Origin of the sequence: Bradyrhizobium cajani (assembly GCF_009759665.1) — a bacterium.
Lineage (GTDB): Bacteria > Pseudomonadota > Alphaproteobacteria > Rhizobiales > Xanthobacteraceae > Bradyrhizobium > Bradyrhizobium cajani.
This window is the reverse complement of sequence record NZ_WQNE01000016.1, coordinates 57,393-82,970: the sequence shown is the minus strand read 5'-3', so window position 1 is coordinate 82,970 and position 25,578 is coordinate 57,393. Positions and strand designations below refer to the sequence as shown.

General features: G+C 64.7%; 29 protein-coding genes and 1 other RNA gene. 18 read left to right on the top strand and 12 right to left on the bottom strand.

All coding sequences use genetic code 11. From position 1 onward, the window contains the following. Positions 1–16 precede the first annotated feature (16 nt). Positions 17–256, top strand: a complete 240-nt coding sequence (locus tag GPL20_RS20010) for a hypothetical protein (protein WP_157331217.1) — start codon at positions 17–19, stop codon at positions 254–256. A gap of 251 nt (positions 257–507) precedes the next feature. Here the strand turns inward: GPL20_RS20010 and GPL20_RS20005 are convergent, their stop codons facing one another. Both GPL20_RS20005 and GPL20_RS20000 read right to left on the bottom strand, forming a co-directional pair. Next, positions 508–1,251: an SDR family NAD(P)-dependent oxidoreductase gene (locus tag GPL20_RS20005; RefSeq protein ID WP_157331288.1), complete on the bottom strand. Its 744-nt coding sequence runs from the start codon at positions 1,249–1,251 to the stop codon at positions 508–510. A gap of 42 nt (positions 1,252–1,293) precedes the next feature. Next, entirely contained in the window at positions 1,294–1,683 is a 390-nt protein-coding gene (locus GPL20_RS20000) for a DoxX family protein (RefSeq protein ID WP_157331216.1), read from the bottom strand. Positions 1,684–1,834: 151 nt separating this feature from the next. Here GPL20_RS20000 and GPL20_RS19995 point away from each other — a divergent pair, with 151 nt between their 5' ends. After that, positions 1,835–2,215, top strand: a complete 381-nt coding sequence (locus GPL20_RS19995; RefSeq protein ID WP_157331215.1) for a winged helix-turn-helix transcriptional regulator — start codon at positions 1,835–1,837, stop codon at positions 2,213–2,215. A gap of 61 nt (positions 2,216–2,276) precedes the next feature. Here the strand turns inward: GPL20_RS19995 and GPL20_RS19990 are convergent, their stop codons facing one another. Beyond that, positions 2,277–2,774 (bottom strand): GNAT family N-acetyltransferase, encoded by a 498-nt coding sequence (locus tag GPL20_RS19990; protein WP_157331214.1) that lies wholly within the window; start codon positions 2,772–2,774, stop codon positions 2,277–2,279. A gap of 260 nt (positions 2,775–3,034) precedes the next feature. Here GPL20_RS19990 and GPL20_RS19985 point away from each other — a divergent pair, with 260 nt between their 5' ends. Then, a complete protein-coding gene (locus GPL20_RS19985; RefSeq protein WP_157331213.1) occupies positions 3,035–3,298 on the top strand; it encodes a hypothetical protein in 264 nt (87 codons plus the stop codon). 178 nt (positions 3,299–3,476) lie between these two features. Further along, the gene (locus GPL20_RS19980) at positions 3,477–4,235 is read left to right on the top strand and encodes an outer membrane protein (protein ID WP_167533116.1); all 759 of its coding nucleotides are present in this window, start codon (positions 3,477–3,479) and stop codon (positions 4,233–4,235) included. 82 nt (positions 4,236–4,317) lie between these two features. Here the strand turns inward: GPL20_RS19980 and GPL20_RS19975 are convergent, their stop codons facing one another. The 8 genes from GPL20_RS19975 to ssrA all read right to left on the bottom strand — a co-directional run bounded on the left by GPL20_RS19975 (position 4,318) and on the right by ssrA (position 10,579). Continuing rightward, positions 4,318–4,770, bottom strand: a complete 453-nt coding sequence (locus GPL20_RS19975; protein ID WP_157331211.1) for a hypothetical protein — start codon at positions 4,768–4,770, stop codon at positions 4,318–4,320. A gap of 288 nt (positions 4,771–5,058) precedes the next feature. Beyond that, positions 5,059–6,930 (bottom strand): ferrous iron transporter B, encoded by a 1,872-nt coding sequence (gene feoB, locus GPL20_RS19970; protein ID WP_157331210.1) that lies wholly within the window; start codon positions 6,928–6,930, stop codon positions 5,059–5,061. 23 nt (positions 6,931–6,953) lie between these two features. Then, positions 6,954–7,229, bottom strand: coding sequence for a FeoA family protein (locus GPL20_RS19965; protein ID WP_157331209.1), 276 nt, complete (start codon positions 7,227–7,229; stop codon positions 6,954–6,956). A 115-nt stretch (positions 7,230–7,344) separates the two neighbouring features. After that, positions 7,345–7,596 carry a ribbon-helix-helix domain-containing protein gene (locus tag GPL20_RS19960; protein WP_157331208.1) on the bottom strand — a complete coding sequence of 84 codons (252 nt, stop codon included), beginning with the start codon at positions 7,594–7,596 and terminating at the stop codon, positions 7,345–7,347. Beyond that, positions 7,593–7,781, bottom strand: a complete 189-nt coding sequence (locus tag GPL20_RS19955) for a DUF4169 family protein (protein ID WP_027572510.1) — start codon at positions 7,779–7,781, stop codon at positions 7,593–7,595. The genes GPL20_RS19960 and GPL20_RS19955 overlap by 4 nt, the downstream gene beginning before the upstream one ends. A 273-nt stretch (positions 7,782–8,054) precedes the next feature. Continuing rightward, positions 8,055–9,488, bottom strand: a complete 1,434-nt coding sequence (gene fumC / locus GPL20_RS19950; RefSeq protein ID WP_157331287.1) for a class II fumarate hydratase — start codon at positions 9,486–9,488, stop codon at positions 8,055–8,057. An 88-nt stretch (positions 9,489–9,576) separates the two neighbouring features. Then, complete coding sequence (locus GPL20_RS19945) at positions 9,577–10,095, bottom strand: SspB family protein (RefSeq protein ID WP_157331207.1); 519 nt, start codon at positions 10,093–10,095, stop codon at positions 9,577–9,579. A gap of 114 nt (positions 10,096–10,209) precedes the next feature. Next, positions 10,210–10,579, bottom strand: a transfer-messenger RNA (tmRNA) gene (gene ssrA, locus GPL20_RS19940). An 83-nt stretch (positions 10,580–10,662) separates the two neighbouring features. Between ssrA and GPL20_RS19935 the strand changes: the two genes are divergently transcribed. From GPL20_RS19935 to GPL20_RS19880, 12 genes are all read left to right on the top strand, one after another. Beyond that, positions 10,663–11,283 carry a chromate transporter gene (locus GPL20_RS19935; RefSeq protein ID WP_157331206.1) on the top strand — a complete coding sequence of 207 codons (621 nt, stop codon included), beginning with the start codon at positions 10,663–10,665 and terminating at the stop codon, positions 11,281–11,283. Then, entirely contained in the window at positions 11,280–11,810 is a 531-nt protein-coding gene (locus GPL20_RS19930; protein WP_157331205.1) for a chromate transporter, read from the top strand. The genes GPL20_RS19935 and GPL20_RS19930 overlap by 4 nt, the downstream gene beginning before the upstream one ends. 95 nt (positions 11,811–11,905) lie before the next feature. After that, positions 11,906–12,667, top strand: a complete 762-nt coding sequence (locus GPL20_RS19925; protein WP_157331204.1) for a tripartite tricarboxylate transporter TctB family protein — start codon at positions 11,906–11,908, stop codon at positions 12,665–12,667. Between the two features lie 7 nt (positions 12,668–12,674). Continuing rightward, positions 12,675–14,189 carry a tripartite tricarboxylate transporter permease gene (locus GPL20_RS19920; RefSeq protein ID WP_157331203.1) on the top strand — a complete coding sequence of 505 codons (1,515 nt, stop codon included), beginning with the start codon at positions 12,675–12,677 and terminating at the stop codon, positions 14,187–14,189. Between the two features lie 163 nt (positions 14,190–14,352). After that, entirely contained in the window at positions 14,353–15,333 is a 981-nt protein-coding gene (locus GPL20_RS19915; protein ID WP_157331202.1) for a tripartite tricarboxylate transporter substrate binding protein BugD, read from the top strand. Between the two features lie 171 nt (positions 15,334–15,504). Then, on the top strand, positions 15,505–16,299 hold the full coding sequence (locus tag GPL20_RS19910; RefSeq protein ID WP_157331201.1) for a thymidylate synthase: 795 nt from the start codon (positions 15,505–15,507) through the stop codon (positions 16,297–16,299). After that, the gene (locus tag GPL20_RS19905; protein WP_157331200.1) at positions 16,300–16,785 is read left to right on the top strand and encodes a GNAT family N-acetyltransferase; all 486 of its coding nucleotides are present in this window, start codon (positions 16,300–16,302) and stop codon (positions 16,783–16,785) included. Next, entirely contained in the window at positions 16,785–17,294 is a 510-nt protein-coding gene (locus GPL20_RS19900; protein WP_157331199.1) for a dihydrofolate reductase, read from the top strand. Before GPL20_RS19905 ends, GPL20_RS19900 begins: the two co-directional genes overlap by 1 nt. 159 nt (positions 17,295–17,453) lie before the next feature. Further along, positions 17,454–18,596 (top strand): FtsH protease activity modulator HflK, encoded by a 1,143-nt coding sequence (gene hflK / locus GPL20_RS19895; protein WP_157331198.1) that lies wholly within the window; start codon positions 17,454–17,456, stop codon positions 18,594–18,596. Continuing rightward, positions 18,593–19,489, top strand: coding sequence for a protease modulator HflC (hflC, locus tag GPL20_RS19890; protein ID WP_157331197.1), 897 nt, complete (start codon positions 18,593–18,595; stop codon positions 19,487–19,489). Before hflK ends, hflC begins: the two co-directional genes overlap by 4 nt. Positions 19,490–19,561: 72 nt before the next feature. Next, positions 19,562–19,768, top strand: a complete 207-nt coding sequence (locus tag GPL20_RS19885) for a DUF2065 domain-containing protein (RefSeq protein ID WP_157331196.1) — start codon at positions 19,562–19,564, stop codon at positions 19,766–19,768. 144 nt (positions 19,769–19,912) lie between these two features. After that, positions 19,913–21,418 carry a Do family serine endopeptidase gene (locus GPL20_RS19880; protein ID WP_157331195.1) on the top strand — a complete coding sequence of 502 codons (1,506 nt, stop codon included), beginning with the start codon at positions 19,913–19,915 and terminating at the stop codon, positions 21,416–21,418. A gap of 95 nt (positions 21,419–21,513) precedes the next feature. On the opposite strand, the gene serB is transcribed toward GPL20_RS19880, so the two are convergent. Continuing rightward, positions 21,514–22,419: a phosphoserine phosphatase SerB gene (gene serB, locus GPL20_RS19875; protein WP_157331194.1), complete on the bottom strand. Its 906-nt coding sequence runs from the start codon at positions 22,417–22,419 to the stop codon at positions 21,514–21,516. An 11-nt stretch (positions 22,420–22,430) separates the two neighbouring features. Between serB and miaA the strand changes: the two genes are divergently transcribed. Both miaA and GPL20_RS19865 read left to right on the top strand, forming a co-directional pair. Continuing rightward, positions 22,431–23,348, top strand: coding sequence for a tRNA (adenosine(37)-N6)-dimethylallyltransferase MiaA (miaA, locus tag GPL20_RS19870; RefSeq protein WP_254126048.1), 918 nt, complete (start codon positions 22,431–22,433; stop codon positions 23,346–23,348). A 352-nt stretch (positions 23,349–23,700) separates the two neighbouring features. Then, positions 23,701–25,476: an acetolactate synthase 3 large subunit gene (locus GPL20_RS19865; protein WP_157331193.1), complete on the top strand. Its 1,776-nt coding sequence runs from the start codon at positions 23,701–23,703 to the stop codon at positions 25,474–25,476. Positions 25,477–25,578 lie beyond the last annotated feature (102 nt).

Genomic DNA, 25,578 nt, shown 5'->3' with positions numbered 1-25,578 from the left:
GAGGGGAGTATCTGAAATGTTGCCTCAATTCGGCACTGCGGTTCGCAAGAAGATCAACAAGGCGCCGGCCGCCGATCTCGGCGGCGGTGCGCCGGACAAGGCGTCGGTCGACGCCGCCTGGCTCGTGCTCGAAGCCGCCAACGACCTCGGCGACCATGCCGCGATCGAAGCCTGCCGCCGCGTCATCGACGCCGAGCTGAACGGCACGGTCGCAGGCAGCGCGGACGTGGATCTGGTGCTGGGGTATTTCAGGTAGGGCTCCATTCGGGATACGCGATACCCGGCTGCGGCCTCATCGTCATTGCGAGCGCAGCGAAGCAATCCAGAATCGTTTCCGCGGAGACAGTCTGGATTGCTTCGCTGCGCTCGCAATGACGGCGTAGGAGGCACCGCGCTTCTGGTCAGCAGCGATACTCGGGGGCTCAACCTCGTGCGCGGTGGCGTGCTGTCGCCGTCATCGCGCAGGAGGACCGGCGGCTCGCGCCGCCGTCAGTTGCTCTGTCATGGCTAGCGCGCGCCGTCGATGACCGCGCCGCCGTCGGCGGTGAGACTGTAGCCGGTCAGGAATTGCCCATCCCGGCTCGCGAGAAACAGGACGGCCGGTGCGACGTCCTTTTCCGGCGAACCGTAACGGGCGAGTGCGTTGGACGGCGCGGGCACATCGGCGTCGGGTCCCCACGTGTCCGCAAGTGGCAGGACGTTGTTCACGGTGATCCTGTCGGCACCCCATTCTCGTGCGGCGGTTCGGGTCAGGGCCCGGACCGCTTCCTTCGCCATGTTGTAGGGGCCATAGCCGATCAGGCCCATGACACCCGCCATCGAACCAAAGTTGATGACGCGTCCTTCTCCGCTCGCCTTCAGGTGCGGATAGCAGGCCTGCATCATGCGCAGATAAGCGATTGGCCCCATCTCGAAATTGCGCTGCAACTGCTCCACCGGGAGACCGACGATGGACGAGCACGGCACGGATGGGTCGAAGGCGTTGTTCACCAGGATATCGATCCGGCCATAGGCGGCGATCACCTTGTCCACCGCCGACTTGATCTGACTGGGATCGCTGAGGTCGCAAACGACTCCGATCGCGGTGCCGCCGGCAGCCTCGATTTCCGCGACGACGGCGTCCACATTCGCGGGCGTGCGGGAAAGGACGGCCACCTTCGCACCTTCCGCTGCGAATAGGCTGGCTGTGGCACGGCCGATGCCGCGTCCTGCACCTGTGATGATGGCAACTTTGCCTTGAATGCGGTTCATGTTCAAATCCCTTCCATGGTTTGTTGATGGTGCAGGCGCGCGTCAGAACGTCGCCGCTTGCGCATAGGGCGACGGGACTTCGCGAGCAGCGTTCTGCGTGACGAACGAGGCGGCCAGTAACGCGAGGCCCACCGCGGCCGGCAATGCGCCGCCCGGCTTCCGAACGCCGACATAAGCAAGGCCGGCCAACAGCAGGTGGTAGAAGATGCCGGCATAGGCGAGATCGCTGAGCGCCATGCTAAAGCGCAACAGGATCGCGACCGGGCCCAATATCTTCACGACGATCATGAATGGCACGAGGTAGGACGGGTAGCCGAGCTCGCCGAGCACCTGGCGGACCCTGTCTCCCTTGGTGACGTACATGTAAGCGGAAGCGAGATACAGCAGGCACAGAAGTGCCGTGCTGATCCAGTATGTGTAAATTGCAGCCATGAGGTCGCTTTGATCGCCGTTGCAGCGGCGATCTGTCTTTCATCTCGTCGTTGGTCTGGATGCGCGACGTTCGTCCGCGCGCTTTCGTCTTATGTCGAAGATGCTAAGTAAGATTGATTTTCGCAAGTAGGATGAATAATTTGCAGTAAGTATGGAAAAGCAGACTATGGCCAATCGAGAGATCAACATGCACGAGGAGATGCGGCGCGCATTCGCGTTGCTCTCTGGCAAGTGGAAGCTGGAGATCATGTGGCTGCTCAACCAGCGGATCTACCGCTTCGGGGAGCTGCGCAAGGCGATCCCGGGTATCACCCAGCACATGCTGACGGCGCAGCTCCGCGAGCTCGAGGCGGACGGATTGGTCTCGCGCACCGTATTCGCGGAGGTGCCGCTTCGGGTCGAATACGAGATTACCGAAAAGGCGCGCGGGCTCGGTCCCACGATGGAGGCGCTGACGGCCTGGTGGACCAAGTATGGAAGGAGCGTACCGGCGAAACCGGGTGCACGCGGTCGAAAACCCAAAGGCAGCTGAGTAGCGTGGTCTGCGTCGTCGCGGTGAATGATGACGTCTGGCCAGTCAAATGGTTCTGTCGTTACCGCCGTTTGCGGTAGATCACGACGTCCTCGCCGTGACGGATCGTGCTCCGCTCGAGCAGATAGCTCGACTTCTCCAGCACGCGGCGCGATGCGCCGTTCCCGGTGTAGACGATGCCGATGAGAGACGGCAGCTCGAGGTGTGACAGCCCGAAGTCCGTCAGCGCGCTCGCGATCTCGCTTGCAAATCCCAGGCCCCAGAATTCGCGTTTGAACGCGTAGGCAATCTCGATCTCGTCGACGTCGTCCACGAGAATGTGCCGGATGCCCGCGCGGCCCGCGAATGCCCCGTCTTGCGTTCGCAGCGTCCAGAGTCCGAAGCCGTGCTGGTCCCAATGCGCCATGTTGGTGGCGAGATAGGTCTTCGTGACCTCGGGCGTCCGCACCCCGCCGAGATAGCGGGACACGTCCGCATCGCGATGCAGCGCGACGAGGTCGGCGAGATGAGCCTCGTGCAATCGCTCGGCGGTCAGCCGCCCGGTGCTGAAATGCTCCATCCTGCCTTGCCCTTTACGATGCGTCGTGCCGTTTGATGTCGTCCTGTGTGTGGCACCGGCTCACGCGTCCCGATCGTCATCGCCGCGCGACACCTTCATATTGGCTGACGTTGCTCCCAGGCAACCTCAATCTCGTTCACGTCCTCGACGAGAATGTGCCGGATGCCGCCGGCCCGTGCGAAGCGCGGGGTTTGATCTGCATCAAGCCCGCGGATGACGATCGCACCACAACCTGGGAGGCTCGCTGGTTGAGAGGTGCAATGATCCCGACCTGGTACGTCACCTTTGAAATTCGACAGCGTGGCATTTTGCCGAGGCAGCGCAGTCCGCGCGAGACGCGGACGTTTGCGACCGAGGACGAAGCCAAGTTGTTCGCACGCGCAAAGCTCGATGAAGGCCTTTCTGTTTTTGCAGGTACGATCAATCCTCACGTTCCCAGGCGGGTCATTCCGGCGTCGGACATCCATGCATGGCTCAGCGATGGCGGGGGTCCTCCGCCGTCAGAAGCGCCGAGCATCGAATAAGCACGCTACGGTACATAGAGATGGCCCTTGGATGTTGCCATTTTGATACGGGCTCCGAGTCCCCTGCCGCGTAAGCTTTCTCATATTCGCGAACCTTATGCACGCTAGCCAGCATAAGAACTCACTTTGGGCGACAGGCGAATTTGAACGAAAGAGCAAACAAAAAGGGGACGAGACCATGAGGAAGTTTTCGACTGCTGCGATCGGCTTCGTGGCACTGAGTATGGCGGCTCCGGCCATGGCGGCCGACATGCCCGTCAAGGCGGCGCCGCCGCCGGCGCCGGTGGTGGCGGTCTACAACTGGAGCGGATTTTACATCGGGGCCAACGGAGGCTGGGGGCAAAGTCATGGTTGCGTCGACTTCGTAACGCCCGCCGGGACGTTAGCAGGTGGCTGCGCCGACCGCTCCGGAGGCCTCGCCGGTGGACAGATCGGGTACCGCTGGCAAACCAATCAGTTTGTGCTTGGTCTGGAAGCGCAGGGCGATTGGGCCGAGATCAAGAACACGCGCGTCAGCCTGATCGATCCGTTGATCTCGACGACGGGCAAGATCGACGCCATTGGGCTGTTCACAGCCCAGATCGGTTGGGCATGGAACGCTTCGCTGCTCTACGTGAAGGGCGGCGCCGCCGTGACCCGCAATCGCTTCGATATATTCAACAACGTCACCGGCGTCGGCCTGGCTTCTGCAAGTCATACGCGCTGGGGTGGTGCCCTGGGTGTCGGCTGGGAATATGGTTTTGCGCCGAACTGGTCGGTCGGCATCGAGTACGACCATCTCTGGATGGGACGTGACAATTTCGGCTTCGCAGGCGTGGTCACGCCCGGCGGGTTCACCCTCACCGGCAGCGGGATCAGCCAGGATGTGGACATGGTCACGCTTCGGTTGAACTACCGCTTCGGCGGTTTCGGTGCTCCGGTCGCTGCTCGCTATTGAGCCTGTGTCTTCCCGGTGAACTCAGGCCCCGGCATCGACCGGGGCCTTTTCATGGGAAGCGTAGCGCGCACGTTTGCGCGTGTTACCAGTACCTGTACCCAAACCATGCGAACTGTTCCTGACGCCCCGCCGGAACCATCTGCGGCGGCGCGTGTCGCTTCGACCTCATTGCAACGTGCTGGGACTTGTGCGGTCGTTTGCGGGCGACGACCTCGCGCGGAGGCGGACCCGTGCTCGCCATGGCGAGTGCGTTGGCGACCGCCGGAGACTCTGGCCGGATGATCGGCGACTCTGCACGGTCGAGAGGAGCCGCGGCTTGCGCGGCCGCGAGATCAGTCGCCGCCGCGACGACGACCGGCATGCTGGTATCGAGGACCACGCGTTCGGGCCATTTGCGATCCGAGTGAATGCGTATGGCCGGTTGGTCCATGGCCGTCTTCTCGGCGACCGGGGACGGGATCAGACAAAAGTCCGCAACGAACAGGAGCGCGAGCAGCGCCGCGCCGATCTTCCAGAAATACGCCAACAACGGCATCTCGGTCGCTCCGTGCCCCCCAGGGCCCAGTTGCGACGACGTCGCGCCATTTTGGATTCGTTTGCGTGAACCTGCTTGATTCAGATCAAGCGTGCCAAAATCTTGATCTCGGATCCGGGCAATTCGTCGATGATGCCATTGTGCCAGTGTTTTGCCCGACGGCGCAACTGGAACGCGGCGCGTGGCGCTACGGTGGGTCGGGTGTCTTTTGCCCACGTGTAAGCCATTGATTTTACAACCCCGTCTACTGTGCATGGGGTTGTTTTCGCAGTTTTTGTTTCGAGGAGGCTATCCCGCCCCCAGCGCGACGGCGACGTTGTAGGTCACGAGGCTCGCGGCATAAGCCAGCACCAGCATGTAGGTGAAGGTCGCGGCCATCCATCCCCAGCTTCCGGTCTCGCGCCGGATCACGGCGAGCGTCGAGGCGCATTGGGGAGCGAAGATGTACCAGGCCAGCATCGACAGGGCGGTGGCGAGCGACCATTTCGTCGCCAGCACCTGGCCGATCTGCTCGGCCGCCTCCTTGCCGCCCTCGATCGCATAGACGGTGCCGAGCGCCGCGACCGCGACCTCGCGCGCCGCCATGCCCGGGATCAGGGCGACCGCGATCTGCCAGTTGAAGCCGACGGGGGCGAGCAGCGGCTCGAGCGCCTTGCCGATCATCGCAGCCAGGCTGAAATCGATGGCCGGCTCGGTGCTGCCTGCCGGCGGCTGCGGGAACGAGGCCAGGAACCAGATCAGCACCATCATCGAGAAGATCGTGGTGCCGGCGCGGTAGAGGAACATCTTGGCGCGGGTGTAGATGCCGATCACGATCGATTTCGGCCGCGGCATCTTGTAGTCCGGCAGCTCCAGCATGAAGGGGGCGGGCGCGTAGTCGCGCAGCATGAAGAACTTGATCACGAACGAGACCAGCAGCGCGCTGATGATGCCGGCCGCGTAGAGGCCGAACATCACGAGCCCCTGGAGGTTGATGAAGCCCCAGACGTCCTTCGCCGGAATGAAGGCGGAGATGATCAGCGTGTAGACCGGAATGCGCGCGGAGCAGGTCATCAGCGGCGCGATCAGGATCGTGGTCAGCCGGTCGCGCTTGTCGTCGATGACGCGCGTCGCCATGATGCCGGGAATGGCGCAGGCGAAGCTCGACAGCAGCGGAATGAAGGCGCGGCCGTGCAGGCCGGCGCCGCCCATGATGCGGTCCATCAGGAACGCGGCCCGCGCCATGTAGCCGAAATCTTCCAGCAGCAGGATGAACAGGAAGATGATGATGATCTGCGGCAGGAACACGATCACACTGCCGACGCCGGAGATCACGCCGTTCTGAAGGAAGCTCTGGAGCAGGCCGGCGGGCAGGGTGGCGTGCACGAACTCACCGAGCGCATCGAAGCCGGAGTTGAGCAGCTCCATCAGCGGCTGCGCCCAGGCGAACACTGCCTGGAACATCACGAACAGGATCAGCGCGAGCACGATCAGGCCGCCGACGGGATGCAGCACCACGCGATCGATCCGCGCGGTCCAGGTGTCGGGCCGGCTCGGCAGGCTGACGCAGTCGGCAATGATGCGGTCGGCCTCGCGCTGGGTCGCGCGCAGCTCGGAGACGCTGAGCGCGCGCCACTTGTTCTCCGCAGGTTCGGCGGCGAGCCTCGCCGAGATCTCGTCGGTCAACGTCAGGAGGTCGGCCGTGCCGCCCTTGCGCACCGCGATCGAGGTGACCACGGGCACGCCGAGCTCCTTGGCGAGCCGCTCGACGTCCACATTGATGCCGCGACGCGTCGCGATGTCGAACATGTTGAGCACGAGGACCATCGGCCGTCCCGTGCGCTTGAGCTCGAGCAGCAGGCGGATGGTCAGCCGCAGATTGGTGGAATCGGCCACGCACAGCACGAGATCGGGCACCGTCTCGCCGGAGGCCTTGCCGAGCACGAAATCGCGGGTGATCTCCTCGTCCGGGCTGCGGCCGCGCAGCGAATAGGTACCGGGCAGGTCGACCACCGAGACCTGGCGCCCCAGGGGCGTGACGAAGAAGCCTTCCTTGCGCTCGACCGTGACGCCCGGATAGTTGGCGACCTTCTGCCGGCTGCCGGTCAGGGCATTGAACAGCGAGGTCTTGCCGCTGTTTGGCGTGCCCACCAGGGCGAGATGCAGCAGAGGCAATTCCATGGGATGTCGCGTCCTGCCGCTATCTAAGCGACGATAATGGCCATGGCTTCGCGACGGCGGACCGCGATCGTGATGTTGTCGACCCGCACGGCGATGGGGTCGCGCCCGACGATGCCCTCGTGCAGGACCTCGACCCGGGCCCCTTCGACGAAGCCGAGCTCGATCAGCCGGCTCTCGAGCTCGATCTCCGAGAGCGCCGAGCCCGCGTCGCGGGCGGAGAGGTGCTGGATGACGCCGGTATAGCCGCGCTGGGCGAGACCCAGCGGCATATGCGAGCGCGTGTCATTGGTGTCAGTCATGCCCTGTATTTTCAACGCAGGGCATTGAGGTCAAGCGCGCGGGTCGGCCGAAACTGCACCTTAGAGTGATTTTAAAGTGCAGACCTCGGGGTGTCTGAGGAAACGCCCCGGACGCCTACTGCGCCGGGACCTTTTCCGGCTGCGCGGCCATGGCGCGGCTCTTGAAGTAGTCCAGCACGAACAGGCGGATCGCCGACGACAGGTTGCCCTGCTGGCGGCTGTTGTCGATCTCGCCGACGAGCTCGGACAGCGTCATGTTGCGCAGGCCCGAGATCTCCTTCATCCCGTTCCAGAACGCCTCTTCCAGACTGACGCTGGTCTTGTGGCCGGCGACGACGATTGACCGTTTCACGACGGGCGACTTCATGGCTGCTCCTCGCGATCGATCCGGTGCTGGTCCAGATGCTCCTTCGCCTGGTCCGCCCGCTTCTCCTCCGCCGATCGCTCGGCCTTCGTTCGGCCGAACTTCGCCCGATTGGCGTCCGCCTGCTTCGCCGAGGCTTCCCGCTCGGCGCGCTTCCTGAAACGATTCAGGTTGATGACGTTCCCCATGCCGCGTCTCCATCACCCGATCCTCTGCAGGCGAGATGAAACATTCAGAAAGGCGCCACGTTGCGCCGCACAAGACTTGATCGTCATTCGCTTGTCCTCGTCAATCGGCCCTTGGGCCATCAAACGATGAATTCGCCCGTCAAGGGCGGTAGGGCTGCCGTAGCACGGCGCCCCACCGGAACATTGACGGTAATCAAATCCCGCCCCCAAAACCGCATATTTCTGCGGGTTGAGCGTCCGTATCACTACGGATGACTATCGGAATTCGGAATCTTATCCGGGGCTGGTCATCTTCTCGGGACGCACCAGCCGGTCGAATTCATCCGCCGAGACGAAGCCGAGCCGCAGCGCCTCCTCCTTCAGCGTGGTGCCGTTGACGTGCGCGGTCTTGGCCACCTTGGCCGCGTTGTCGTAGCCGATCTTCGGCGCGAGCGCGGTCACCAGCATCAGCGAGCGCTGCATCAGCTCCCCGATGCGCTTTTCGTCGGCGCGGATGCCGTTGACGCAATGTTCGGTGAAGGAGCGCGCGGCGTCCGCCATCAGGCGGATCGAGTGCAGCATGTTGTAGGCGAGCACGGGCTTGTAGACGTTGAGCTCGAAATGGCCCTGGCTGCCGGCGATCGTGATCGCGGTGTGGTTGCCGAACACCTGGCAGCACACCATCGTCATCGCCTCGCACTGCGTCGGATTGACCTTGCCCGGCATGATCGAGGAGCCCGGTTCGTTCTCCGGCAGGATCAGTTCGCCGAGCCCCGAGCGCGGGCCCGAGCCGAGCAGGCGGATGTCGTTGGCGATCTTGAACAGGCCGGTCGCGACCGAATTGATGGCGCCGTGCGCCAGCACATAGGCATCGTTGGAGGCCAGCGCCTCGAATTTGTTGGCAGCGCTGGTGAAGGGGAGCTTCGTGATCCCGGCCACGTGCCTTGCGAACAGCTTTGCGAAGCGGGGCTTCGAGTTGAGGCCGGTGCCGACGGCGGTGCCGCCCTGCGCCAGCGGATAGAGATCCTTCACCGCGACCTTGAGCCGGGCGATGCCGCTCTCGACCTGCGCGGCATAGCCGGAAAATTCCTGGCCGAGCGTCAGAGGCGTGGCATCCTGGGTATGGGTGCGGCCGATCTTGACGATCTTGGAGAACTCCTTCTCCTTCTTGCGCAGCGCGCGGCGCAGCTCGCCGAGGGCAGGGACCAGATCGGCATTGATACGGCTCGCGGCCGCGATGTGCATCGCGGTGGGAAAAGAGTCGTTCGACGACTGGCTCATGTTGACGTGATCGTTGGGATGCACCGGCTTCTTGGCGCCGAGCTCGCCGCCGAGCAGCTCGTTGGCGCGGTTGGCGATGACCTCGTTGAGGTTCATGTTGCTCTGCGTGCCCGAGCCGGTCTGCCAGACGACGAGCGGGAAATGCTCGTCGAGCTTGCCCTCGATCACCTCGCGCGCGGCGCGGATGATGGCGCCGGCGCGGCGCTGGTCGAGCAGCCCGAGCTCGCGATTGGACTGCGCCGCGGCGAGCTTGACGATGCCGAGCGCATGCACGAGCGCGATCGGCATGCGGTCCGTGCCGATGCGAAAATTCTGGCGCGAGCGCTCGGTCTGCGCGCCCCAATAGCGGTCGGCGGGGACCTCGATGGGGCCGAAACTGTCGGTCTCGATGCGGGTTGAGGGGCGGGCAATCTTCGAGCGGGCAGCTTTGGCCATGAGCACATCCATTCCGCCGCGCGAAACGCCGCGCGGCCTGTTCATGTGCTCTTCTATATGGGCAGTTTGGCCGGCGCGACGGCTTCGCGCCCAATCTGGATCATTTCTTGCGGAAACGATCGAGACGTACGACTTCGGCGCCGCCCTGGCTCGGCGGGGTCGGCTCGTCGGCGGCTTCCGCCGTTTCAGCGGCCGGCGCGGGCACCGTGACCGCCGACGCCGCGGGAGCAGCGGGCAGCTTGTCCGACTCGACCTCGGCGACGTCGGAGGTGTCGAACTGGAGGCCGAATTTCACGGACGGATCGAGGAAGCTCTTGATGGCGCTGAACGGCACGACCAGCCGTTCCGGAATGCCGCCGAAGGACAGGCCGACCTCGAAGCGGTCCTCGAGCACGGTCAGGTCCCAGAACTGGTGCTGGAGGATGATCGTCATCTCTTCGGGATATTGCGCCAGCAGCCGCGACGACAGTTTCACACCCTCGGCCTTCGACACGAAGGTGATGAAGAAATGATGCTCGCCCGGCAGTCCATGGGACGCGGCATCGGTCAGCACCTTGCGCAGCACGCCGCGCAGCGCGTCGCGGGCCAGCACATCGTATCGGATATGGTCGGTCGCCATGGTGGTCCTGTTGCATTCCAGGAGTTGGGCCCCGCCGGCCCGACTCGCCAAGCCGCAATAGTACCGCGCCTGACGGGTCAGCAGGAGTCCCCGCCGGGGAGGAAATAGAAGGCAAGTGGAGGCTTCTGTTGCCAGGTGCCTCCGAACCCCGCCTAGCGGAGCTTAACCCGCTAGGACTTTAGAGTGGTCTTTCAAACTGCGTTACGCAGCCTGAGCAACCGGAGCAAAGTTGTCGTTGGCAACTATTGCAGTAGCCCGATAACGGCGGAACAATACCGGGAAAAAGTACGCCCTTTACGCCCTCGTCGATCCTATTTCGCCCCCGCCAAAGCCCGCTGCCCTGGGTGGTCCCACCGAGTGGGCTTTGGTGGAGGCGCCGGGTACCGCCCCCGGGTCCGAATGGTTTATTGCGACGACCGTTTATTTCCATAGCCGGCAAACCGGCACCCCCAATATAGGGGGCAAAGCTTTCGAAAAACAGAGGTTTCGAGCGGGGAGGTGCGGTTCCCTTTGGATAGGTTCCGGGCCGTCTTGGCCGCGTCGCGGCCCTCGTTCTAAGCTCCTGACATGTCCACGGATTCAGCACCGGCCGCCCAAGAGCCAGATCGAGAACCAGATCAGGGGCCGGATCTCGCGGACGTTCCGCCCGGCCTGGCCGCGCTGTTCGTGGCCTTCGCCCGGATGTCGCTGGCCGGTTTCGGCGGGGTCCTGGTGTTTGCCCGGCACGCCATCGTCGAGCAGCACCGCTGGATGACCGCGGACGAGTTCAACGAGACCTTTGCGCTCTGTCATTTCCTGCCCGGACCCAACATCGTCAATCTGTCGATGGTGTTCGGCGCGCGGCTGCGCGGGCTTGCGGGCGGCGTTGCCGCCTTTGCCGGGCTGTTGCTGCCGCCGACGCTGATCATGACCGTGCTCGCGATCATCTACGCCCATTTCGGCGACCTCGACGTGCTCCGGCGCAGTCTCGGCGGCATCTCCTGCGCGGCGGTGGGGCTGTTGATCGCGGTGGTGCTCCGCATGATGACGCCGCTGTTCAAGCGGATCGACGTTGTCGCGCTCATCCTGATGCTCGGCGTCTTCCTCGCCATCGGCGTGCTTCGCCTGCCGCTCCAGGCGGTGCTGCTGGTCGCCGTCCCCGTGAGTATCGGCGCCACCTATTTCCTGCGGCGGAAGGTAGCAGCATGAACGCCGAGAACCCGATCTGGGCGCTGATCTCCACCTTCGGCCTGATGTCGCTGTTCGCGGTCGGCGGCGCCGCGGCGGCGGTGCCAGAGATGCACCGCATCGCCGTCGAGGTGCATCACTGGATGACCGACAAGCAGTTCGCCGACGCCTATGCGATCGCGCAACTCTCGCCAGGTCCCAACGTGCTTATCGTCACGTTAATCGGCTATGCCGTGGCCGGCATCCCCGGCGCGCTGGCGGCGACGCTCGCCATGTGCCTGCCGACGGCGCTGCTTGCCTATTATGTCAGCCGGCTCCTGAACCGGCCCAGCCAATCGCGCTGGCCCGGTCTGATTCAGGCTGCACTGGTTCCGCTCTCGATCGGATTGATGGCGGCGAGTGCCCTGATCCTGGCCCGGTTGACCGATCACACGATTGCTGCACTGCTCCTGACCGCGATGGTTGCGGTGATTGCATCGCTCTCGCGCATCAATCCACTTTGGCTCCTGCTCGGCGGCGGCCTGTTGGGTTTTGCTGGCATTGTGTGATGAAAATCGCTAGGCAATGGTCGGGGCGGGGGATCCAGTTCCAGTCGATTTAGAACAACAGTGCTCGTGACTTACGGGTCGCGGAGGAGACATGCATGGCCGACACGATGGGCCACTCAGCGACGGCCACCCGAAACACCCGGTTGGCGCTCGGCTTTTGTCTGCTGGCGATTGCGCCGCAGATTTTCGAATTGATCTGGTCGATCGGGACGATCTTCGGCTGGGGCGCGGGGCGCGGCCCGGCGACGGTCGTGACCAACCATGCGACGGCGCTGGTCGTCGGTGCTCCTGCAACATTGATCGGATCGGTCGGCGGCGGCACCAAGAAGGCGTCGTCCGAGGTGCTGCTGGCGCTGATCTACTCCTATCCGCTGTTCGTGGTGGCGATCCTCACGCTGTTCATGACGATCCGGTCGGCGCAGGACTATGTCGGCGGCGTCGTCCTGATGGCGGTCGCCCTGTTCGCGTTGTGGGCAGGGAGCGACTTGCAGGGCATGCGGGGCTTCTCCTTCGGCGCCGGCACCGCGCCGCGCATGTTCGGCGGGCTGCTGGTCGCATTGTCCGCCGGTATCGCCCTGTCGGGCCTCCTGACCGAGGGCGCCGCGCTCTCGCATTACTCCTGGCGGGGGCCGCTGTTCGTGATGGCCGCGATCCTCTTCTTTGCGCTGGCGATCCGGCCGCTCGGCCTCGTGGTCACGGCTTTCGCAAGCTTCATGATCGCGGCGCTGGGCTCGCACGAGACGCGGTGGCTGGAAGCCGTCATCGTCGGCGCCTGCCTGACACTCGGCTGCGCAATCCTGTTCCCCTACGTGCTCGGGCTGCCGATGCCGATGTACCCGCGTTTCCTGATCCAGTGAGGGCGTGATGGATATCTTTGCCAACCTCGCTCACGGCTTCGCCGTCGCGTTCTCTCCGATCAACCTGCTGATGTGCCTGATCGGCGCCCTCGTCGGCACCCTGGTCGGCGTTCTGCCAGGCATCGGCACCATCGCGACGGTGGCGATGCTGCTGCCGATCACCTTCGGACTGCCGCCGGTCGGCGCGCTGATCATGCTCGCCGGCATCTATTACGGCGCCCAGTATGGCGGCTCGACCACGTCGATCCTGGTCAACATACCAGGCGAGGCGACATCGGTCGTCACCGCCATCGACGGCCACCAGATGGCCAAGCAGGGCCGCGCCGGCCCGGCGCTGGCGATCGCCGCGATCGGCTCGTTCTTCGCCGGCTGCGTCGCGACCGTGCTCATCGCCGTGCTCGGCGCGCCGCTGACCAAGCTCGCGCTGGCGTTCGGTCCGGCCGAATATTTCTCGCTGATGGTGCTCGGCCTGATCTTCGCGGTGGTGCTCGCCAAGGGTTCGGTGCTGAAAGCGATCGCCATGATCGTGTTCGGCCTGCTGCTGTCGATGGTCGGCTCGGACATCGAAACCGGCGCCTCGCGCATGGCCTTCAACATTCCCGAGCTCGCCGACGGTCTCGGCTTTGCGACGGTGGCGATGGGCGTGTTCGGCTTCGCCGAGATCATCCGCAACCTCGACGCCGGCGCCGAGATGAACCGTGATCTCGTCCAGCAGAAGATCACCGGCCTGATGCCGACCAGGAAGGACCTGGCCGACTCGACGCCGCCGATCCTGCGCGGCACCGTGCTCGGCTCGATCCTCGGCATCCTGCCGGGCGGCGGCGCCGTCATCGCGTCGTTCGCGGCCTATACGCTCGAGAAGAAGCTCGCCAAGAATCCGTCGCGGTTCGGTCGCGGTGCGATCGAAGGCGTGGCCGGGCCGGAGAGCGCCAACAACGCCGCAGCGCAGACCTCCTTCATCCCGCTGCTCACCCTCGGCATCCCGCCGAACGCGGTGATGGCGCTGATGGTCGGCGCGATGACCATCCACGGCATCGTGCCGGGTCCGCAGGTGATGCAGAAGCAGCCGGACCTGGTTTGGGGCATGATCGCCTCGATGTGGATCGGCAACCTGATGCTGATCATCATCAACCTGCCGCTGGTCGGAATCTGGGTGCGGCTGCTGCGCGTGCCTTACCGGCTGATGTTCCCCTCGATCGTGATCTTCTGCGCGATCGGCATCTACTCGGTGAACAACGCGCCGGTCGATGTCATCCTCGCGGGCGTGTTCGGCCTCGTCGGCTACTGGCTGATCAAGCACGATTTCGAGCCGGCTCCGCTGCTGCTCGGCATGGTGCTTGGACCGCTGATGGAAGAGAACCTGCGCCGCGCGCTGCTGATCTCGCGCGGCGACTGGAGCGTGTTCCTGACGCGTCCGTTGTCGGCGGTGCTGCTTGCGATCGCGGCGGGCCTGTTGATCCTCACGGTGCTGCCGGTGCTGCGCGCCAAGCGCGACGAGGTGTTCACCGAGTCCGAGAACTGAGCGGCGACGCGCCCTGCGTCGTCGCCGCGCCTGCGTCGGCGCGCCGCATTCGGAAGTCGAATCGACTTGTGTGACGGCTTCGTGAAATGAAAATGCCGGCCCTTGTGGCCGGCATTTTGTTTGTGGCCCAATAGGCCGACAAGAGATCGACAAAGGGATCGAGATGACCGTTATTCGCGCGCTCACGGGCGCATGTGCCGCAGCGCTCGCCTCGCTGTGTGCGTTTGTCGCGCCGGCCGAGGCGCAGACCTATCCGACGCGCAGCATCACCATGATCGTACCGTTCGCGGCCGGCGGTCCGACCGACGTGATCTCGCGCATCGTCACCGCGCACATGGCCCAGACGCTGGGGCAAAGCATCATCATCGAGAACGTGGTCGGCGCCGGCGGCACCACCGCGACGACGCGCGCCGCGCGCGCGGCCAATGACGGCTATACGCTCATCACCGGGCATATGGGCACGCATGCCGCCTCCGTGCCGCTCTATCCGAAGCTCGCCTATCATCCCGAAAAGGATTTCGAGCCGATCGCGCTGCTCGCAGGCACGCCGATCCTGATCCTGGCGCGCAAGGATTTCCCGCCGAAAGATTTGAAGGAGTTCGTCACCTACGTGAAGGCGAATGTGGAGAAGGTGAACGCGGCGCATGCCGGCGTCGGCTCGGTCTCGCATGTGTCGTGCGAGCTCTTGCACTCCATTCTCGGCATCAAGCCGGTCGGCGTGCCCTTCAACGGCACCGGACCCGCGATGAATGCGCTGGTCGCCGGCCAGGTCGACTACATGTGCGACCAGATCGTCAACGCCGTGCCGCAGATCAACGCCGGCACCATCAAGGCCTATGCGATCGCAACGCCCGAGCGCAATCCGTCGCTGCCGAACGTACCGACCACGGCGGAAGCCGGCCTGCCGGCATTCCAGGCCCAGGCCTGGAACGCGATTTTCGCGCCCAAGGGAACTTCGCCCGCGATCATTGCAAGCCTGAATGCCGCCGCCATCAAGGCGCTCGACGACGAGACCGTGAAGAAGCGCCTGCTCGAGCTCGGCAGCGTCATCCCGGGCGCCAAGGATCGGACGCCGGAGGCGCTGGCCACCCTCGTCAAGAACGAGATCGCGAAGTGGACCCCGGTGCTCAAGCCGGCAACTTAGCCAGCAGGATCAACCCGATAGGGGAGGGGCGGGACGCCGGGTTCCGCCCCTTGTCGTTTGCGCCCGGACCTCTCATTTTTCCGGGTATAATCAGTGCGGGCAGCGAATCGCCGCTGTCGCAGCGCCGGGGGCGCCGTTAAGTTCGCCGCCTCCCCAAAGGCTCTATGGCACATGCACCAGTATCAGGACCTGCTCGAGCGGATTCTTTCAGACGGCGCCGAGAAGACCGACCGGACCGGCACCGGCACGCTCTCGGTGTTCGGCCACCAGATGCGCTTCAATCTGTCCGCCGGCTTCCCGATGCTGACCACCAAGCGGTTGCCGCTGAAGGCGATCGTGCATGAGCTGCTCTGGTTCCTGAAGGGCGACACCAACATCAAATATCTGCGCGACAACGGCGTCACCATCTGGGACGAGTGGGCCGATGCCAACGGCGATCTCGGCCCGGTCTACGGCCATCAATGGCGCTCCTGGCCTGCGGCCGACGGGCGCAGCATCGACCAGATCGCGAACGTGGTCGACATGATCAAGCGGACCCCGGACTCGCGCCGGCTGATCGTGACCGCCTGGAATCCGGCCGACGTCGAGAAGATGGCGTTGCCGCCCTGCCACCTGCTGTTCCAGTTCTATGTCGCCAACGGCAAGCTGTCGTGCCAGCTCTATCAGCGCTCCGCCGACGTCTTCCTCGGCGTGCCCTTCAATATTGCGTCCTATGCGCTGCTCACGATGATGGTCGCGCAGGTCACGGGCTTGAAGCCCGGCGACTTCGTACATTCGCTCGGCGACACGCATCTCTATTCCAATCACCTGGAACAGGCGCGGCTGCAACTGACGCGGACGCCGCGGCCGTTGCCGGTGATGCGGATCAATCCTGACGTGAAGGACATTTTCTCCTTCCGCTTTGAGGATTTCGAGCTCGTCGGCTACGATCCGCATCCGCACATCAAGGCGGAAGTCGCGGTCTAGATGTCGCTCAACATCCGCCGCGCGCGCCAGGACGAGGCTGGCCTCGTCCTGGCTTTCATCCGCGAGCTCGCCGCGTACGAAAAGCTCTCGCACGAGGTCGAGGCGACCGAGGCTGACATCGCGGGCGCGCTGTTCGGCGAGAGGCCGCAACTCCATTGCGCGATCGCCGAGTGGAACGGCGAGCCAGCCGGCTTTGCTGTGTGGTTTGCGAATTTCTCCACCTTCAGCGGCCGCCACGGCATTTATCTCGAGGATCTCTATGTGCGGCCGTCGCATCGGGGCAGGGGCCTCGGCAAGGCGCTGCTGGTCTATCTCGCGAAGGAATGCCTCGACAACGGCTGGTCGCGCCTGCAATGGGCGGTGCTCGACTGGAACGCGCCGTCGATCGCATTCTACAAATCGCTGGGCGCCGTCATGATGGACGATTGGACGTTGTGCCGCGTCACCGGACCTGCGCTGGCACGGCTTGCCGGGAGCACGAGCTGATGGAGATCGTCTTCGTCGTGGCGATCGCGGAGAATGGCGTCATCGGCGCCGCCGGCGCGATCCCCTGGCGGTTGAAATCCGACATGCAGCGCTTCAAGGCGCTCACGATCGGCAAGCCCGTGATCATGGGTCGCAAGACCTTCGAGACCCTGCGCCGGCCGCTGCCGCGCCGCACCAATATCGTCATCACGCGCGATGTGGACTATCGCGCCGTCGGTGCCGTCGTCACCACGTCAGCTGCGGATGCGGGGGCGGTCGCGCGTGGCGATGCCCTGCGGCGTTCGGTCGCCGAGATCGCGGTGATCGGCGGCGCCGAGATCTACCGGCAGTGGCTCGATCGCGCTGATCGCCTCGAAATCACCGAAGTGCATGCGCGCCCCGAGGGTGACACGCATTTCGACATCGACAAGGCGAAATGGGAGGAGACGGCGCGCATCCGTCATCCCGCCGGACCCGACGACAGCTCCGACTTCTCCTATGTGACATATCGTCGGCGGGTCTCCAATTAACCGCATTCGCCAATGTTTACATTGACTTTTTCGTGCCCGAGCATAGCTCGGAAGGCGGCCAGCGCTGCGTTGTAAGGGACCTGCCGGTCCCCTATAAAGCCGGACCGGACAATGCGGGCCGGGTTAATTCTAGTCCCGGTCTGCCGAGGAGAACGTCGAATGCCGTGGAAGAATCAGGGCGGTGGCCCATGGGGCTCGGGTCCAAAGGGACCATGGGGCTCAGGCCCGCAACCGGTGGGGCCGAGGCCGCCGGATCTGGAAGATCTTCTGCGGCGCGGCCAGGACCGCCTCCAGCAGATCATGCCGGGCGGCTATTTCTCCGGCGTCGGCATCACGCTGATCATTCTGCTCATCCTCGCGTTCTGGCTGCTGTCGGGCTTCTTCCGCGTGCAGTCCGAAGAGCGCGGTGTCGTGCTGCGCTTCGGCAAGCACGTCCGCACCGTGGATCCCGGCCTGAACTATCATCTGCCCTATCCGATCGAGACCGTGCTGCTGCCGAAGGCGTTGCGCGTCAACACCACCTCAATCGGCATGACGCTGATCGACGATCCGGCGCGGCGTGGCCGCTCCATCCGTGACGTGCCGGAAGAGAGCCTGATGCTCACCGGTGACGAGAACATCGTCGATGTCGACTTCACCGTGCTGTGGCGCATCAAGCCCGACGCCGGCGGCGTCGGCGACTTCCTGTTCAACATCCAGAACCCGGAAGGCACCGTGAAGGCGGTCGCCGAGAGCGCGATGCGCGAGGTGATCGGCCGTTCGCAGATCCAGCCGATCCTGACCGGCGCCCGCAACACGATCGAGCAGGGCGTGCAGGAGCTGATCCAGAGGACCCTCGACAGCTACGGCGCGGGCATTCTCATCACCCAGGTGCAGATGCAGAAGGTCGATCCGCCGGCGCAGGTGATCGACGCCTTCCGCGACGTGCAGGCCGCTCGAGCCAATCTGGAGCAGTTGCAGAACGAAGCGCAGACCTACGCCAACCAGGTGGTTCCGCAGGCGCGTGGACGCGCGGCCAAGATCCTGCAGGACGCCGAAGGCTACAAGGAGCAGGCGGTCGCCGAGGCCAAGGGCCAGAGCGCGCGCTTCCTGAAGGTTTACGAGGAATACAAGAAGGCGCCCGACGTGACGCGTGAACGGATCTATCTTGAGACGATGGAGCGCGTGCTCGGCGGCGCGGACAAGCTCGTCTATGACGGCGGCCCCGCGGGCCAGGGCGTCGTGCCCTATCTGCCGCTTCCCGAACTGGCGCCCAAGCGGGCGCCTACGACCGGTCCGCAGTCGAGCGGAGGCAGCCGATGAGGTCTCCGGTCACAGGTATCGTCACGCTGCTCGCCCTTCTGCTCGTCGTGATCGTCGGCTACATGTCGCTGTTCACGGTGCAGCAGACCGAGCAGACCATCGTGCTCCAGTTCGGCAAGCCGGTCGACGTCGTCACCGTGCCCGGCCTGCATTTCAAGGCGCCGTGGAATTCGGTGATCAACATCGACAAGCGGATCCTCGACCTCGAGAACCCGTCGCAGGAAGCGATCGCGTCCGACCAGAAGCGGCTCGTGGTCGACGCCTTCGCGCGCTACCGCATCAAGGACGCGCTGCGCTTCTATCAGAGCGTCGGTTCGATCCAGGCCGCCAACATCCAGCTCACAACGCTCCTGAACGCGGCACTGCGCCGCGTGCTCGGCGAGGTCACGTTCATCAATGTGGTGCGCGACGACCGCGAGAAGCTGATGCTGCGCATCCGCGACCAGCTCGATCGCGAGGCCGACGGCTACGGCATCCAGGTCGTCGACGTCCGGATCCGGCGCGCCGATCTGCCCGAGCAGAACAGCCAGGCGGTCTATCTGCGGATGAAGACCGAGCGCGAGCGCGAAGCTGCGGAGTTCCGTGCGCAGGGCGGCCAGAAGGCCCAGGAGATCAAGTCCAAGGCCGACCGCGAGGCGACCGTGATCATCGCGGAAGCCAATTCGCAGGGCGAGCAGACCCGCGGCGCCGGCGATGCCGAGCGCAACCGCCTGTTCGCCGAGGCCTACGGCAAGGACGCCGACTTCTTCGCCTTCTACCGGTCGATGACGGCCTACGAGAACGGGCTGCGCGCCAGCGACACCCGCTTCCTGCTGCGGCCGGAGTCGGATTTCTTCCGGTATTTCGGTAACCCGGCGGGCAAGTCGGCGACCGAGACGCCGGCGAAGCCGTAAGCTAGACAAGGGCGGCAGCAGGCCTGCCGCCCTTCGTCCAGACAAGAACAGCATAACGGGAGTTCCAATCCGATGAGGTCCATTGCGTTCGCCGACTTCCTCATCGGCCTAGGCATCCTGTTCGTGCTCGAAGGCTTGATGTTCGCTGCAAGTCCGGCCTGGATGCGCAAGGCCATGAAGAGCGCCATCGCCACGCCGGACAATATCCTTCGGGCGGTCGGGATCGGTTCGGCCGTAGCCGGCCTGATCCTGATCTGGGTTATGCGTCGTCCGGTCTAGCCGTTGCGCCAACGTCAAAGTGAAGGCGAAGGACCGGTTTTCGCCGTATTATCCGGGTCTTGAGGCCCGTTAAGCTCCGCGCTTGCGCCGTGCCCCCGTTCGAGCGCAGTCTGGACGCCGAATCCTTATCCTCTGGAGATCACTATGACCGCTGCCACCATTGCCCCGACCCGCTTGCGCCAATGCGCGCGACTTGGGCTGGCCGCGCTCGCCGTCAGTGCTTTCAGCGCGTTCGGCACACCGGCTCATGCGCGCGGACCGGAGGGAATCGCGGACGTCGCCGAGAAGGTGATCGACGCGGTCGTCAACATCTCGACCTCGCAGACCGTCGAGGCCAAGGGCGGCGGCAGCAACACCATGCCGCAATTGCCGCCCGGCTCGCCCTTCGAGGAATTCTTCGACGACTTCTTCAAGAACCGCAGGGGTCCCGGTGGCGGCAGCAAGGGCGGCGAGAACAACCCGCCGCGCAAGACCAACTCGCTCGGAAGCGGCTTCATCATCGACACCGCCGGCGTCGCCGTCACCAACAACCACGTGATTGCGGACGCCGACGAGATCAACGTCATCCTCAACGACGGCACCAAGATCAAGGCCGAGCTGGTCGGCGTCGACAAGAAGACCGATCTCGCCGTGCTCAAGTTCAAGCCGACCAAGCCGCTGGTCGCGGTGAAGTTCGGCGACTCCGACAAGCTGCGCCTGGGCGATTGGGTGGTGGCGATCGGTAACCCCTTCAGCCTCGGCGGCACCGTGACGGCCGGCATCGTCTCGGCCAAGAACCGCGACATCTCCTCGGGGCCGTATGACAGCTACATCCAGACCGACGCCGCCATCAATCGCGGCAATTCGGGCGGCCCGCTGTTCAACCTCGAAGGCGAAGTCATCGGCGTCAACACGCTGATCATATCGCCCTCGGGCGGCTCGATCGGCATCGGCTTCGCGGTGCCGTCGAAGACGGTCGCCGGCGTCGTCGACCAGCTCCGCCAGTTCGGCGAATTGCGTCGCGGCTGGCTCGGCGTGCGCATCCAGAGCGTCACCGACGAGATCGCCGAAAGCCTCAGCATCAAGCCGGCGCGCGGCGCGCTGGTTGCCGGCGTCGACGACAAGGGCCCGGCCAAGCCCGCCGGCATCGAGCCGGGCGACGTCGTCGTCAAGTTCGACGGCAAGGACGTCAAGGACCCCAAGGATCTCTCCCGCGTCGTCGCCGACACGGCGGTCGGCAAGGAGGTCGACGTCGTCATCATCCGCAAGGGGCAGGAGGAGACCAAGAAGGTCACGCTCGGCCGTCTCCAGGATGCCGAGAAGGTGCAGGCCGCGGTGAAGACCGACGAGCCCGCGCCCGAGAAGCCGGTGACGCAGAAAGCGCTCGGTCTCGATCTGGCAATGCTGAGCAAGGATCTGCGCACGCGTTACAAGATCAAGGAGAGCGTCAAGGGTGTGGTCGTCACCAATGTCGACGCCAATTCGGACGCCGCCGAGAAACGCCTCTCCGCCGGCGATGTCATCGTCGAGGTGGCACAGGAAGCGGTCTCGAGCGGCGCCGACATCCAGAAGCGCGTCGACCAGCTCAGGAAGGACGGCAAGAAGTCGGTGCTGCTGCTGGTCTCCAACGCCGACGGCGAGCTGCGGTTCGTGGCGCTGAGCGTGCAGTAGCTACATCGGTCATTCCGGGGCGATGCGCAGCATCGAACCCGGAATCTCGAGGTTCCGGGTCTGGTGCTTGCGCACCATCCCGGAACGACTTGTGGCTACCCCTCCACGAACTCCTCACGCCGATACCCCTGCGCATAAAGCAGCGCGGTGAGATCGCCATGGTCGATCCGCGCGGCGGCTGCCGCGGCCACCGCGGGCTTGGCGTGATACGCCACGCCCAGCCCGGCCGCCTGGATCATCGCCAGATCATTCGCGCCGTCGCCGACGACGACCGAGTCGATGTCGTCGAGATCGAACGATTCCATCAGATCGACCAGCGTCGCGAGCTTCGCGGCACGGCCCAGGATCGGCTCCTTCACCTCGCCGGTGAACTTGCCCTCGCGCACGACGAGCTCGTTGGCGCGGTTCTCCTGGAAGCCGATCCTGGCTGCGACCGCACTGGTGAACAGCGTGAAGCCGCCGGAGACGAGGCAGGTATAGGCGCCGTGGGCGCGCATGGTCGCGACCAGCTCACGGCCACCCGGGGTCAGCGTGATGCGCTTGGCCAGCACCTCGTCGACAACGCTGGCGGGCAGGTCCTTCAGAAGCGCGACGCGCTCGCGCAGCGCCGGCTCGAACTCGATCTCGCCGCGCATCGCGCGTTCGGTGATGCCTGCGACGTGGGCCTTCATCCCGACGAGATCGGCGAGCTCGTCGATGCATTCCTGGCCGATCATGGTGGAATCCATGTCGGCGAGAAAAAGCTTCTTGCGCCGGAAGCCGACTGGCTGCACGACGACGTCGATCGGCAGGTCGTTGCGGAGCTCTCGCAACCGCTGCTCGATGGCGTGGCGGTCGCCTTCGAGGTTACTGTCGGCGCCGAAGGGAATGTCGACGGCAACCCCGTCGAACAGCCAGTGCGCGGGAGCTGCCTGAGGCAGCACGGCGCGGGCGCCGTCGACGATGGTAGAGTCGAGCGCGGGATTGTCGGGGTTGCAGATCAGCGTGGCGACGAGGGACATTTGAGGTTTTCGTGAGCGAGGGGCATTCAAGCAAGGCCGTGCTTATCGCAGGCCCGACCGCCAGCGGCAAGTCGGCGCTGGCGCTCGAGCTTGCCCTGCGCGTGGGCGGCGTCGTCATCAATGCCGATTCCATGCAGCTCTATCGTGACCTCCGCATCATCACGGCGCGCCCCACACATGGCGAGGAGGCGCGCGCTCCGCATCGTCTCTATGGCCATGTCGATGCGGCCGTGAACTTCTCGGCCGGTGCCTGGGTGAGCGACGCAGCCAAGGCGCTGGAAGAGGCGCAAGCGCAGGGCCGGCTGCCGATCTTCATCGGCGGCACCGGGCTCTATTTCAAGGCGCTGACCGCGGGCCTCTCCGTGGTGCCGCCGATCCCCGCCGAGCTGCGCGAGGACGTGCGGGCGCGGCTGGAACGGAACGGTGTCGAAGCGCTGCACGCGGAACTCGCGACCCGCGATCCGCGCGCCGCCGAACGATTGAACCTGCGCGACCGTACCCGGATCGCGCGCGCGCTCGAGGTGGTCGAGGCCACCGGCCGTTCGCTGCTCGACTGGCACAATGAGGGCCAGCCACCGCTGCTGCCGAAGGACAGTTTCCGCGCGGTCTTTCTCGCCCCCGAGCGCGACGAGCTCTATGCCCGTATCGATGCCCGCTTCGACGCCATGCTTGGTGCCGGCGCGCTGAAGGAGGTCGAGCGGCTCGCCGCCCGCGGTCTCGACCCGCTGCTGCCGGCGATGAAGGCTCATGGCGTGCCGGCCTTGATCCGGCATCTGCGCGGCGAGCTCAGTCTGGATGAGGCTGCCAGGATCGGCCGCGCCGACACCCGCCACTACGCCAAGCGGCAATTCACCTGGTTCCGGCATCAATTGCCCGAGTTCGAATGGGTGAAGCTGGAGGAGGCGAGGGGCTGGCTCGCGACCTCGTAAATGCCGCGTGCGACCTGCACTGACACGCTTTTGTGCCTCGGTTCCCGAATTTACCTCTCGCCGAACCCCGGGAACCCCGCTACACTGCCAAAATCGCGCGGGAACGGCCGCATTGCCTTGACATCCGGGCTTTGGCCGCTATGTTTCGCGCAACCTTTGGGAAGCCAGGCACCTGCCATGCGTAACATTATTACCAAACTCCTTATCGCCGTCGTACCCAGGCACACCGCCGGGGGTGGCTAGCTGCCATCCACAAGACAGGCGGTGTGTGTGGGCCCTCTTCGGGGCCTTTTTTATTTCCCGAACCCGACACGAACGAAGCCGCTGACAACAGCGCATCCGGAGCAAGTCAATGAGCGACAAGAGCCACGATCCGAACCAGATGACCGGCGCCGCGATGATCGTCCGTGCGCTTATCGATCATGGCGTGACCGACATTTTCGGATATCCCGGCGGCGCGGTGCTTCCGATCTATGACGAGATCTTCCAGCAGAGCGAGGTCCAGCACATCCTGGTCCGCCACGAGCAGGGCGCGGGCCACGCCGCCGAGGGCTATGCCCGCTCGACCGGCAAGCCGGGCGTTGCGCTGGTGACCTCCGGCCCCGGCGCTACCAACATGGTGACCCCGCTCACCGACGCGCTGATGGATTCGATCCCGCTGGTCTGCATCTCCGGCCAGGTGCCGACGCATCTGATCGGCAACGACGCCTTCCAGGAGTGCGACACGGTCGGCATCACGCGCCCCTGCACCAAGCACAACTGGCTGGTGCGCGACGTCAACGATCTCGCGAAGGTCCTGCACGAGGCCTTCTATGTCGCGACCTCGGGCCGGCCGGGTCCGGTGCTGGTCGACGTGCCGAAGGACGTGCAGTTCGCGACCGGCACCTATCATCCGCCGCGCAAGTCCGACGTGCACCGCTCCTATGCGCCGCGCGTGAAGGGCGATGCGACGCAGATCCGCAAGGCCGTGTCGCTGCTGGCCAATGCCAAGCGCCCGGTGATCTACAGCGGCGGCGGCGTCATCAATTCCGGTCCCGAGGCCACCAAGCTCCTGCGCGAGCTGGTCGAGGTCACCGGCTTTCCGATCACCTCCACGCTGATGGGTTTGGGTGCGTACCCTGCGTCGGGCAAGAACTGGCTCGGCATGCTGGGCATGCACGGCACTTACGAAGCCAACATGACCATGCATGATTGCGACGTCATGCTGTGCGTCGGCGCGCGGTTCGACGACCGCATCACCGGCCGGGTCGATGCGTTCTCGCCGGGCTCGAAGAAGATCCACATCGACATCGACCCGTCCTCGATCAACAAGAACATCCGGGTCGACGTCCCGATCATCGGCGACTGCGGCAACATCCTCGGCGACATCCTCCAGGTGTTCAAGGCGGAGGCGAAGAAGCCCGACATCAAGTCGTGGTGGCAGCAGATCGCGCAGTGGCGTGCCCGCAACTCGCTCTATTACAAGAAGAGCAACGACGTCATCCTGCCGCAGCATGCGATCCAGAGCCTGTTCGAGCTGACGCGCGGCAAGGATACGTACATCACGACCGAGGTCGGCCAGCATCAGATGTGGGCGGCGCAGTTCTACGGCTTCGAGGAGCCGCATCGCTGGATGACGTCGGGCGGCCTCGGCACCATGGGCTACGGCCTGCCGGCGGCGATCGGCGTGCAGGTGGCCCATCCCGACAGTCTCGTCATCGACATCGCGGGCGATGCTTCGGTGCAGATGACCATGCAGGAGATGTCGACGGCCGTGCAGTACGAGCTGCCGATCAAGATCTTCATCCTGAACAACCAGTACATGGGCATGGTGCGGCAGTGGCAGCAGCTGCTGCACGGCAACCGCCTGTCGCATTCCTACTCGGAGGCGCTGCCGGATTTCGTCAAGCTCGCGGAAGCCTATGGCGGCGTCGGCCTCCAGGTGCATAAGCCCGCCGACCTCGAAGGCGCCATCAAGGAGATGATCGCGGTCAAGCGCCCGGTGCTGTTCGACTGCCGCGTCGCCGCACTGGAAAACTGCTTCCCGATGATCCCCTCCGGCAAGGCGCACAACGAGATGCTGCTGCCCGAGCAGGCCAACGACGAGGCCACGGCCAAGGCGTTCGCCGCCGGCAAGGCGCTGGTGTGAGCGCGATGTTCACAAACTCCGCTGTCATCGCCCGGCTCGACCGGGCGATCCAGTACGCCGCGGCCTCTCGATCACTCTCAGGGGTCTCTGGAATACTGGATC